General features: G+C 62.9%; 8 protein-coding genes. 4 read left to right on the forward strand and 4 right to left on the reverse strand.

Annotated features, from left to right (window positions below):
• On the reverse strand, positions 1-2,659 hold a 2,659-nt coding region (locus tag FKP22_RS09675), incomplete at its 3' end, for an amino acid adenylation domain-containing protein (protein ID WP_141287286.1).
• 175 nt (positions 2,660-2,834) lie between these two features.
• Between FKP22_RS09675 and FKP22_RS09680 the strand changes: the two genes are divergently transcribed.
• Positions 2,835-3,389, forward strand: coding sequence for a helix-turn-helix domain-containing protein (locus FKP22_RS09680; RefSeq protein WP_231013191.1), 555 nt, complete (start codon positions 2,835-2,837; stop codon positions 3,387-3,389).
• A complete protein-coding gene (locus FKP22_RS09685) occupies positions 3,386-4,714 on the forward strand; it encodes a type II toxin-antitoxin system HipA family toxin (RefSeq protein WP_141287287.1) in 1,329 nt (442 codons plus the stop codon). Before FKP22_RS09680 ends, FKP22_RS09685 begins: the two co-directional genes overlap by 4 nt.
• Positions 4,715-4,745: 31 nt before the next feature.
• Here FKP22_RS09685 and FKP22_RS09690 read toward each other — a convergent pair whose 3' ends face one another.
• Complete coding sequence (locus FKP22_RS09690; RefSeq protein WP_141287288.1) at positions 4,746-5,159, reverse strand: hypothetical protein; 414 nt, start codon at positions 5,157-5,159, stop codon at positions 4,746-4,748.
• A 687-nt stretch (positions 5,160-5,846) separates the two neighbouring features.
• Here FKP22_RS09690 and FKP22_RS09695 point away from each other — a divergent pair.
• Positions 5,847-7,727 (forward strand): pentapeptide repeat-containing protein, encoded by a 1,881-nt coding sequence (locus FKP22_RS09695; protein ID WP_170200827.1) that lies wholly within the window; start codon positions 5,847-5,849, stop codon positions 7,725-7,727.
• 444 nt (positions 7,728-8,171) lie between these two features.
• Here the strand turns inward: FKP22_RS09695 and FKP22_RS09700 are convergent, their stop codons facing one another.
• Entirely contained in the window at positions 8,172-9,650 is a 1,479-nt protein-coding gene (locus FKP22_RS09700; RefSeq protein WP_141287290.1) for a trypsin-like serine peptidase, read from the reverse strand.
• A gap of 45 nt (positions 9,651-9,695) precedes the next feature.
• Here FKP22_RS09700 and FKP22_RS09705 point away from each other — a divergent pair, with 45 nt between their 5' ends.
• Positions 9,696-10,190 carry a hypothetical protein gene (locus FKP22_RS09705; RefSeq protein ID WP_141287291.1) on the forward strand — a complete coding sequence of 165 codons (495 nt, stop codon included), beginning with the start codon at positions 9,696-9,698 and terminating at the stop codon, positions 10,188-10,190.
• Between the two features lie 374 nt (positions 10,191-10,564).
• Here FKP22_RS09705 and FKP22_RS31905 read toward each other — a convergent pair.
• Positions 10,565-11,646, reverse strand: a 1,082-nt coding sequence (locus tag FKP22_RS31905) for a hypothetical protein (protein WP_211361355.1), incomplete at its 5' end; no start/stop codon positions are given.

Consider the following 11,646-nt stretch of genomic DNA (forward strand, 5'->3'; position numbering starts at 1 on the left):
CGGCACTCAGGCCGGGCCGGCCGAGGTAGCCGCGCGCCAAGCCGGCACCGCTGACGTGCAGTTCGCCCGGCACGCCGATTGGCAGCGGGTTCAGTGCCGCGTCCAGCACCTGCAGGCCCAGGTCCGGAATGGCGCGGCCGACGGGGCTTCTGCCCAAGCCGAGGTCGGCACGGGTGATGGGCCGGTAGGTCACATGCACCGTCGTCTCGGTGATGCCGTACATGTTGACCAGCCGCGGCATTTCATCGCCATGGCGGTCGAACCACGGGCGCAGGCTCTCTGGCTCCAGCGCCTCGCCGCCGAAGATCACCTGGCGCAGCGCGAGCGGCGCGGCGCCCTCTTCTTCGGGCAGGTGCGGCAGGTGCACCAGTTGCTGGAAGGCCGAAGGCGTCTGGTTCAGCACCGTGACCTGCTCGCTGCGCAGCAAGGCCATGAAGTCCGCCGGCGAACGGCTGACCCAGTACGGCACCACCACCAGCCGGCCGCCGGTGCACAGCGCACCGAAGATCTCCCAGACCGAGAAGTCGAAGGCGTAGGAATGGAACAGCGTCCACACATCCCGCGGGCCAAAGCCGAACCACGGTGCGGTGGCGCTGAGCAGGCGCGCCACGTGCCGATGGCTGAGCTGCGCGCCCTTGGGCCGGCCGGTGGAGCCGGAGGTGTAGATGACGTAGGCCAGTTGGTCCACATGCGCAGCGCGGGCCGGGTTGTCGGTGTAGGCGTCAGCAGGCGGCGTCGCGTCCAGGCACAGCACCGGCAGCGTGGCCGGCACCGGCACCTTGGCTCGCAGCGCGCTGGTGCTGAGCAGCAGCGCCAGGCCGCTGTCCTCGACCATGTAGGCCAGGCGCTCGGCGGGATAGTCCGGGTCCAGCGGCACGTAGGCGCCGCCGGCTTTCAGGATGGCCAGCATGCCAACCACCAGTTCGATCGAACGCTCAACCGCAAGGCCAACCTTGCACTCCGGCCCCACGCCCCGCGCGATCAGCTGATGCGCAATGCGGTTGGCACGCTGGTTCAGCTCGGCGTAGCTGACATGCGCGTCGCCCAGCGTCAACGCGATGGCCGCGGGCTGACGCTGCGCCTGGGCTTCGATCAATGCATGCAGCGGCGCCGCCGGCGCGTCCTGCAGCAGCGGCTGTCGCCATTGGCGCAGCTGTGCCTGCTCGGCAGCGCCCAGCAGCGGCACCTGGCCCAGCGGCTGCGCGGGGGCCTCCACCAGCGCCTGCAGCAAGGCCAGGTAGTGGCCAGCCATTCGCGCGATGCTGGCCGGCTCGAACAGTTCACGGGCGTAGACGAACTTCAGGCGCGGCTGGCCTGCTTCGTCCTCCGCCACGTCCAGCATCAGCTCGAACAGCGCCGCAGGCGTGGCTGGCGCCAGGCTCTGCACCTGCAAGCCGGCAATGGCTTGCACGCTGGCGGTGGCCGCCTGGCGCTGATGGTTCAGCAGCACCTGGAACAGCGGGCTGCTGCCCAGGCTGCGCTCGGGCTGCAGGGCTTCGACCAATTGCTCGAACGGCAGGTCCTGATGGTCCTGCGCGCCCAATGAGGCTTCGATGGCCTGCGCCAGCAAGGCCTGCAGCGGCAAGCCGTCATGCAGCTGGCTGCGCAGCACCTGGGTGTTGACGAAAAAACCGACCACGCCTTCGGTCTCGCTGCGATGGCGGTTGGCAATGGGCACGCCCACGCGCATGTCCGCCTCGCCGGTATGGCGGTAGAGCAAGGCCTGCAGCCCCGCCAGCAAGGCCATGAACAAGGTGCCGCCCTGCTGCTGGGCCTGGCGGCGCAAGCCCTGCACCAGCGCCTGCGGCAGGTCCAGGCCATGCTGGGCCGCGGTGTAGCGGCCGTCCGCGCGGCGCGGGTGGTCGGTGGGCAGTTGCAGCACCGGATGCTCGTCGCCCAGCTGCGCGCGCCAGTAGGCCAGCTGGCGCTCCTTCTCGCCAGCCGCCAGCCACTGGCGCTGCCAGAGGGCGTAGTCGGCATAGGTCACGGGCAAGGGCTTCAGCGCAGCGGCCTGGCCGGCGCAGGCCGCCTGGTACAGCTCGGCGAACTCGGCCACCAGGATCTGCAGCGACCGGCCGTCCGAGACGATGTGATGCATCACCACGGCCAGCAGATGGTCCTGCGCGCCCAGGCGGATCAGCGCCACGCGCAGCAGCGGGCCCTGCGCCAGATCGAACGGCGTGTGGACCAGCGTGTGCAGGCGAGCCTGCATGTCGCCGCTGTCAGGCGTGTCGCCGTCATGCGCCCACAGCGGAATGTCCAGCGCTTGCACGGGCTGAACCAGCTGCTGCGGCAAGCCGTCTTCACCCGGCCGGAAGACGGTGCGCAGCGCTGCATGCCGGGCCACCAGCGCCTGGAACGCCGCGCGCAAGGCGGCTTCATCGAGCGGCCCCTGCAGGCGCAGCGTCTCGGCCATGTGATAAGCCGAGCCATGCGGCTCCAACTGCCACAGGAACCACTGCCGCTCCTGCGCATGTGACAGCGCGCAGGCCGCCGCCCCATCCGCTCCCGCCTGGCGCCGCGGCACCGGGAACTGCGCCATGTGCAGCCCCTCGGCCTGCATCTTCGCGTACGCGGCGCGCCGCTGGGCGTCGGTCAGGGCAGCAAAGCGTTCGGCGATGCGTTGAGCGGCAGCGAGATTCGGCGTGGAAGCGGGCATGGTCGGCTGTGTCTTGAAAGGAACGACCGGGGCACGCGACGAACGCGAGACCGGACATGGTCAAAGACGAAAGCCGGGGGTTGGTGTTTAGGGTGAGCGGCATGGAAAGCCCGGCGCCGGGGGGCCGCAAGCGCGCGGCAGGCATGCTTCGATCCGCCGGCTGGCAACGGAAGCCATGGTTGCCATTGAGGTAGAAAAATGCGAAGAATGTTTTCTGTTATCCAACCGATTGGCTCAAGCCACGAAACCACCGGGTAAGCGTCTCCATTCATGGCAATTACCTGCCATATTGGTCATAATGATTTCTCTTATGCCTGCAAAAGCACCGCCTCTCTACCCCTCACAGTCGCGCCTTCTGGGCGCGTTGGGGCAACGCCTGCGCCAGGCTCGCCTACGGCGACGGTTCACGGTCACGCAGGTGGCCGAGCGGGCATCGGTTTCGCGCCCCACCCTCAACAAGGTCGAGCAGGGGGACGCCTCGGTCACCATGGGCACCTACCTGCGCGTACTGGCGGTGCTCGGGCTGGAAAAAGACCTGGACCTGCTTGCGGCAGACGATCCGGTGGGCCGCCGGCTTCAGGATGCCGAACTGGGCGTGCCGAGGCGTGCGCCAAAGCGGAAGAAGGGGCCGGAACCGGTCAATGAGGTCAGTCCCGCTTCGTCGGCTTCCTCTGCTTCGTCCAAGCCGGCCGCACCAGCCATGCCGGCGGAAGGCGGTGCTGCTTCATGAGCGCGCGCGGCAAGAAGGCGCTGGCCGCGGGCGCGGCACCGGTCATCCACACGCTCCCCGATGGGCTGGAGGTCTGGCTCGACGACCCTACATTCGGACCACTGACCCACCTGGGACGACTGCACCGCGCGGGGCAGGAGTCCGTGCGCTTCGAATATTCGCCGCTGTGGCTGAAGCGCGCAGAGGCCTTTGCGCTGGACCCGGAGCTCTCGCTGGCCAGCGGCAACTTCCACCCGAAGGACGCCAACTTCGGCATCTTCATGGACAGTTGCCCCGACCGCTGGGGGCAGACGCTGATGAAGCGTCGCGAGGTGGTCGAGGCGAAGCAACAGCAACGCGCCCGCCGCGAACTGCGGCCCTGGGACTTCTTCCTGGGCGTCCAGGATGTGACGCGAATGGGGGCACTGCGCTTTTCCGCGCTGCAAAGCGACAAGCAACTCAAGCAGGGGCCGCCGCCCGTGTTCGTGGACGGCAGCACCCTGGCCAACGAGGCGCTTGCTGCGCCGGCATTGACCCACATGGGCGAGTTGCAGGCGGTGGCCCTGGCGCTCACGCGCAAGAAGGTGGACGACCTCGGCCTGCTGCAGCAGTGGCTCAAGGTGCTCGTGGCGCCCGGCGCCTCGCTTGGCGGCGCCCGCCCCAAGGCCAACCTGCAGGACGGCCAGGGGCGCCTGTGGATTGCCAAGTTCCCCGGCGCCGACGACGACCACGACTGGGCCTTGCGCGAGATGCTCGTGCATCAGCTCGCCGCAGAGTTCGGACTCAACGTGGCCCAGGCCCGGCTTGAGCGCATCGGGCACGGTCACCACACCTTCGTCACGCAGCGCTTCGACCGCCAGGACGGCCACCGGCGCTTCTTCACCTCTGCCATGGCCGTGCTCGGCCGCAGCGACAGCGAAGACGCGTCCTACCTGGACCTGGCCGAGTTCATTGCCTCCAAGCAAGGCGTGGAGGGCAAGATTGAACAAGACCTGCGGGAGCTTTTCCGGCGGGTTCTCTTCAATGTCGCCGTGGCCAACCGCGACGACCATCTGCGCAACCACGGCTTCATCCGCGAGGCCACAGGCTGGCGCCTGGCCCCCGCCTACGACCTGAACCCGTCCACCAAGAAGGATGTGCACGTCCTGGCCCTGGACGACGCCAGCACCGAGCCGGACCTGGCCACCGTTCTGTCCACCGCCAGCCTCTACCGCGTCCGCCCCCAGCAAGCCCAGGAAGACCTGGCCCGCCTCAAGACCGTGCTCGGTACCTGGCAAAACAAAGCCAGGCAGCTCGGGCTGTCCGCCGAAGACCGGGCGGAGTTGGAGGGCTGTTTTCAGGTTTGACTGTGCTGGACCATGGCGTCGCCCAGGAGGATCAGAACTCAACCCATTGATCGAACGCAGGCCCTCGTTCGCCTGCGCGCCCAGCGCCAAAAGCCGCGCAGCAACGGCCCGCGCGCCAGGTCGAAAGGCGTGTACGCGCTCCGAATGCCGCACACACCGCAGCCTCGTCCAGCGCACCTTGCAGCCGCAGCGTCTCGGCCATGTGATAGGCCGTGCCCAACGGTTCCAGCCGCCACAGGAAACACTGCCGCTCCTGCGCATGCGACAGCGCACAAGCCGCGGTCCCATCCGTCCCCGCCTGGCGCCGCGGCACCGGGAACTGCGCCATGTGCAGTCCCTCCGCCTGCATCTTCGCGTAGGCGGCTCGCCGCTGGGCGTCCGTCAGGGCAGCAAAGCGTTCGGCAATGCGTTGAGCGGCAGCGAGATTCGGCGTGGAAGCGGGCATGGTCGGCTGTGTCTTCGAAGAAATGACCCAGGCACGCGAGACACGTGACTGGACATATCCAAGACGAAAGCCGGGGGCTGGTGTTTAGGGCTCGATGACTTTCAGGGGCAGCGCTAAAGCGTGGGCAGCCGCCGGAGCGAGCCAGGGATCGACGCAGGAGAACGGCCCGGTTTCGGCGGGACCCGACGCGGCCGATTCGCCGCCATCGGAGCTGACGGGATGTCGGCAACGCAGCGGTTGCGGTCGGTGGCGATGATCGGGTGAACTCACGGTCATTGGCATCAAGCTGACCTTCGCTGCTACAGCAGGCCACGCCGTGAGCGTCGGCAAACCGTCAGACAGCCGACGCCCGCGGCGTCACTGCAGGGGCACTGGCAATGAACGACCGGTCCCCTTTCACGCGACGGGCTCGACTCGACCCGGAGCAACCCTTCATTGCCGTGGACTCCGCGGCCCAAAGCAGCCGCATACGGCCGGCCGGAAGTTCATGTCAGGCCTTGGCTGATATCTTTCGCCCCCTCCGCTGGTGAGTCGAACACGGTACTCGGTTGCAGTGCGCGTCATGTATTCTGCCGACGCGCCACCCACGTCGGAGACGAAATGGTTGATCTCGCAGCTCGACTAGCGCTCCACCAGGAGTGGCTATCCACGAATGGCCGGAGAGGTCAGTGTTTCACTGAGTCTGGGATGAGCTTGGTTGGCGCAAACATGATGGGCGCCAATCTGCAGATGGCAATCTTGTCCGGCGCGGAAGTCAGGCGCGCTAGCCTGGATGACGCAGACTTCACGGGTGCTCTTCTGGACGATGCGGTACTTTACGACAGCAGCTTGCGCAAGGCCAAGCTGGCCAACTCTAAGGGTCTCACTGGGCGCGCGCTCGCCGGCACCGATCTCACCGGCGCCACGTTGCCTGAGCAACTAGACCAGTTCCCTTTGGTGTCAACGGCAACCGATATCGCCGCTCAGACTCAGAAGCTGGCACTCCTGATCGTGGCAGCGTGCTTCTATTGCTGGCTCACCGTCGGCTCAACTAGCGACGCAAGCCTTGTCCTGAATTCGGGCACAGCTAAACTTCCCGCAGTCGGCGTAGACATCGCGACGACAACGTTTTTCCTGGTCGCGCCCGGACTGCTGCTATCTCTTCACGTATATCTTCATCTACACCTGCAGCGTCTATGGGAATGCTTGGCATGGCTGCCTGCAAGATTTCCGGACGGCCAGCGACTCGACCGTCGCGCCTTTTCATGGTTGCTAGCGGACGTGATTCGGAGCGAAACTCCACAGCTTCGTAAGAGCGAAGTTGCATTCGACCGGTCAGGCCAGTCGCTATCCAAACTGCTGATCTGGTGGCTTGTTCCGCTGACAATTGCAGTCCTGCTGCAGAGAAGCCTACCGAGTCAGCATGTCGGTTTGCTGACATCTCAGACTGCCATTCTGTCGTTTGCAGCCGTCTTCACCTGGCATTGCCGGCGGCTTATGCGACGCACTCTCCGCAGACGAACTGAAGTCGGGACGGAATCGTGGAGAAGCCTTCGCGGAATCCTGGCAAGCTTCGGCGTGACGGTCTTCCTGACAACCGGGATGTTGTGGTGGGGAAGCCTTGCCTTCTCGACGCTCGAAGCAAGCCGGCCGTATATCGAGTACAGCGGACCCGAGGGCTATATGTATGCTTCGCGTCGCGGCAGCTCTAGCAAGGCCAGTCCGGGGCTTCCTGCAAAGATTGCGTCGTACTCGCTGGCATTTAGTCAATCGCGTCTGAATGCTGACTTAAGTGGTTCGAACCTGACCGTCCTACCGGATAAGTGGAGTGGCGAAGAGCCGAAGGATTTTACCCGCATCGTTGGGCAGAGCTTGACAAACAGGTACTTGCTTGGGCTTAACCTCAAGAATTCCACTCTGATAAAGGCTGACTTCAGTGGAAGCGACTTAGCCGGATCGGATTTCTCTGGCGCTGACCTGCGGATGATGAAGTTTGGCGTTGCTACTGAGAACGTCGAAGGGTGGGGAGTGATTCTCGGAGCGCGTGAAATCGCACTGGGTTACCGTCGAAGAGAGGCAATCACCTTCGGAGGAATAATTAATGCGAACTTCAGCAACGCTGACTTGCGTTTCGCCTCTCTCTGGCCTTTTTCATTGAGTGGAAGCGAATTCTTAAGAGCAGACCTTAGGTACGCCAGCATCTCGTCTCAACGAGGCCCAAACTCCTTTGTTGGCGCCGACTTGCGCAATGCATCACTGTCAGGCACTGATTGGGCGCGAACGCTGTTCTACGGAGCAAGACTTGAAGGAACCGATCTATCCGGTGTGCAGGATCTGAATCCAAAGAGTATTGCCTTTGTGGTCGTAGATAGTAGGACCCGTCTTCCCAAGGGCATTGAACCTTTCGAGCTGTTGTCAGGGCCGCTCGGCGCATTTCAGGCTACGAGCCTCAGGATCGCGCTCAACGACTGTATCGAAGAAGAGAAGGACACACTCAACCTGCCCGGTCTTGCCGAGAGCCAGATGGAAAAGTGCCTGAAAGTAGCTCGCGAGTGGATGAGCCTCAACAAGGAGCAGACGCACAGGTAGGCGCGATCCGCCGGAGGGGCTGCGGAAGGCATCTCAACCCATCATTTTCGTTTGCTCAGCTCAGGGAGTTGGTTGTGCCGTAACCAAGGCGCGCACATGCGCGCCCTTCCACAATGCGTCGAATCGGGTTTGGAACTGTGACACGATCTTCGCGGGACCAGCATCTTGATCATGCAGTATGACTGGCGAATAGACATCCACAGGTGATGCCCCATTGTCGGAGCTGGGCGCATACGTGCCAGCGATAATAATGCTGCCCTCGACTAGTACAAAATAGTCCGTTGGCAAATATCCGATGTATCTTACTTCAAGCTTCTCGATGGCCGCACTCCTTTCCAGAGCTTCCCAAGACCTCACCTTAAGTTCGCCTGCGGCTGTCACAGCAGTCAACATTCGTTCGTGCCAGAACAGCCTGCTTACGACCTACAAGCCCTTGGGGCGGCCTCAAGCGGCCTTCGGACGTCGAGGATTTCTGGTCTCTCGCATCGTCCCAGTGCGTGTGATCTTGGCGTTGACGAAAAGCTCATTCACCGAATCGAACGTCAAGTCCATCTCAAAATAGCAGTGCTGGAAGGCTTGCATGCGCGCAAACGAGCCGTCAAGCTCTACGTTCCAGAAGTATTCTTCGTAGTCGGCTGCGTGCACAACGTACGCCTCAGCTGAGATGCTGAGTTCCCACATGACATGAGGCATTTCAAAGCTGAACGAGATGCCAATGGTTCCGTCTTCGCGCCTCTCGGCCTTGATGATTTCTGGGTAGTCAGGACCATGGTTGTCATCGACATTGAACTCGCGGATCTCTTTCAGGCAGTGCTCGGGAATGTCCAGGGTCTGCAAACACTCGGCAACAAACTCAACCTTTCGCTCAGAAAGAAACTTCATGGCGGCGCGCTCTGCTGCGTCTTCAAGGTCGTTTCCCCATTCATCTTCGAATTTCTCGACCCACTCTCGGTCAAGTCGGTTTTCGCTCTCGGCTCTCGATTGCTCGATAAGTTTGGGATCCGATGCTCCAATGAAGAGAAGCATTTCCTGCTCAGACATCGTCATCACGACGTCTTTGGTTCCTCTCTTTCGCTTGACCTGTCCAGTCAGCTTCACGAGGCCGAGTTCGTGTGCACCGAAAAGGCTTATTTCGCCGTGATCGGCAAGCCACGGCAGGGCGCTACGGATGTTCATACGCAACACGTCCCATACGAGGGTGACGTACGAGGGTCCGCCGTCGAGAGATGAGGAAACGATGCCGATGACTTGACCCGCTGCGTTGACGACAGGTCCGCCGCTCATCCCTCCCATTGTCTCCATCTCGACTTCGATGCAAGATGCCGGCATCCGCTCTCCACGGCCGTGCGGAAACACTGCCGTCACGAGACCCGAACTGACCGTTGGCGAAATCATTGCCGCCGCGTCTTCGATGTGCGTATGGCAGTAGCCGAAGGCCCATAGCCGGTCACCAATCAACGGGAGAGCCACGTGTATCGGAGCCAGTGTCAAAGGGTGCTGGTCGTGCGCGTCTGAGTTCAGGGTACAACTGACCAACGTGATGTCGTAAGCCGTCGACCGATTCTCGTCGAACGCACTGGTTCTGGACGACGTGATCGTTGAAACCGGCAACCATGCTCTCGAACCGGAAGGCAAGAAGGTCAGGAACGCTGGACCACTTCCTGACTTTGGAAATTCATCGAGTACGTGCGTCGCCGTCAACAGGAGGCCGGGCCCGACCATGATGCCGCTCCCCAGAATGGTGGTACCCAACTCGTCTAACCGTGCCACGGCCACCAGCGCGTCGCCGGCTTCGAACAACGAGCCCATCGGTCCGATGCCGTCCTCGTCTGAGTACTTGGCAGTCCTCCAAGAGCACTTCAACGTGTCGAGCGCCGGGTTGCCCTCAGTGATCCGTGTGGAATGAGCGTCGTCTTTTTCCATCGTTTGTAAGTAGCCAGGCGGGGCATCTTGACTGGCGGCCGCAGCATGCTCTTCGATGAGCGTTCGATCTTCTCACGCCGCTTCCAGAAAGCAGCCCACCTCATAGGAGACGCCCGTGGCCGACGGCTCCTGGCCGAATTCTGCCAACTAGATCGGCCTAACCGCGACAAGGCCAAGGTCGTCGAGCAAGTGATCTGGGACGAACCCAACTTGGCATGTGGAGCACCAGAATCCGTTGACGAAATCGGGATTGGCGATCTCAGCACTACTGACATCGCCATACCCCAAACCGGCTGGCCGGGTGTGCATCTTGCGAACCACTGTCGTGTCAGAGAGGCATTTCGGACACACGATCCTTGGCAGCGCTGCGGCGAGTTTCTCTTGATGCTCGTCAAGGCCCGCCGCCTGGCCAGTTGCCTGAATCCACACGTTCTTGGCCTCACTGACCGAAAGACCGAAGACCTCCCTCACCGCCCTGATGGCTGCTACGGGATCACTCGTCTCGTCGAGCACCTTTCGGAAGAGTCTTCGCGGATTTGAAGTCATCACTGGAGGCTACCGGAATGTGGTCGGTTGCGACAGGCTGCTCCTGGCCGTGTCCCGGAATTGGTTCGTAGTCATCCGGCCAACGCAGGAGATTCGCCGCCGCGCACGCACCGAGCTTGCGAGCTACTGGCCTAGTTCAGTCTGATGGCAGATCCAAACGCAACCGGGTCTGTGGGATCTGCTGAAGCGGCTGCTAGCAGAGCGACGCTCCCACAATGTAAACAGCAGTGAGAAAGAGCCCTTGTGAAGCAGCAATAGGCTCCCGTCCAGCCGCGCGGGGCTCTGCCACCAGAAACTCCGCGTGCGTGAGAAGGTCGGGATGCTTTGCATGCCCCTCGCGCGCCGACCCAGAACACCTGTGGTGGCGGCTAGCGCACCTCCAATCCGGCAACTCGCTGCCGGAAGCGCTTGAGTTCATCGACGGTGGGAGCGCGGCCTGCCACCTTGATGTGCTCCTGCCAGATCTTCTTCTCCTTCTCAGTCATTCGTGAGGTCGCTACCGTGTCCGCGCCCTTCAGGACGGAGGTCAAGTTCACATCTGTGTCGACGTGGTTATCGTCGATGAACTTGAAGAGTTCAGGCGTCGCTTGATCCGCCGCGGCAAGCGCAACGAGTTGCACCTCGTCTATCCCGAGTGCGCCAGACTCAAAAGCGGCGAGGAGCCGCGCGCGGTTGTAGAAGCGCTTGACTTGCCTTGGCGTCGGGTCACAGGCGATGACGAGCGGCCCCCACAGTCGAAGCGCGTTGAGGAAGCGCGGAGAGTCGTGTTCACGTATTGCGCCACCGAGGGCGACCGCTACTGCATCGCGATAGCGACGCAGGCGCTTCCAGCCAAGCGCGGCGCCAACCACAGCGATGCAAAGCAGTGCGACGTACCAAGGTGCTGCCGGCAAAGCTCGCTTGTCCGCGGCCGTTTCCAACTGGACGATGCCTTGCCTATCAAATGGTCCTACGGCCAGCCGCCGCCCCTGTCCACCGCTCGCGGGTGAAGAAGGGGCTTCTGCAACGGGTCTAGTAGCTGATGATGCAGAAGGAGCCACCGCGGAAGAGGCTAACGCCGATGGCGCTATATCCAGCAGAGGTATATCGCCAGCACCATGGTCGTGCAATCGTGCTCCGATTCCCATGGCCATCCATACCGCAGCCAAGAGCACCAGGACCGCCCCTGCATAGCCTGCACGCTCTAGCAGATGCCTCCTGGCGATTTGCTGGGATTGTTGCTGCCTCTCCTGCCGCGGCTCCAGCAGCCGGGTGAGCATCTGCTCACGAGTGGGGACAGGCAGCTCCACGTGCACCAGCTTTCTGAGATAGTCATTCGCGTAGTCGCGGGCCTCCTGCTGCCCAGCATCGCTGTCTGGCTTGGCCATGTAGACCGGGGGGCGAATGCACTTCTTGACCCTCTCCAACGCCGCGCCGACAACAACAAAGCATCGGCCGACGTCCACTAAGT

Source organism: Ideonella azotifigens, from assembly GCF_006519715.1.
GTDB lineage: Bacteria > Pseudomonadota > Gammaproteobacteria > Burkholderiales > Burkholderiaceae_C > Ideonella > Ideonella azotifigens.

What these genes read in the sequence shown, in the direction of transcription:
- FKP22_RS09685 (WP_141287287.1), top strand. Translation starts at nt 3,386, where the DNA reads ATGAGCGCGCGCGGCAAGAAGGCGCTGGCCGCGGGCGCGGCACCGGTC.
- FKP22_RS09700 (WP_141287290.1), bottom strand. Translation starts at nt 9,650, where the DNA reads ATGGAAAAAGACGACGCTCATTCCACACGGATCACTGAGGGCAACCCG.
- FKP22_RS09705 (WP_141287291.1), top strand. Translation starts at nt 9,696, where the DNA reads ATGCTCTTCGATGAGCGTTCGATCTTCTCACGCCGCTTCCAGAAAGCA.
- FKP22_RS09695 (WP_170200827.1), top strand. Translation starts at nt 5,847, where the DNA reads ATGAGCTTGGTTGGCGCAAACATGATGGGCGCCAATCTGCAGATGGCA.
- FKP22_RS09690 (WP_141287288.1), bottom strand. Translation starts at nt 5,159, where the DNA reads ATGCCCGCTTCCACGCCGAATCTCGCTGCCGCTCAACGCATTGCCGAA.
- FKP22_RS09680 (WP_231013191.1), top strand. Translation starts at nt 2,835, where the DNA reads ATGGTTGCCATTGAGGTAGAAAAATGCGAAGAATGTTTTCTGTTATCC.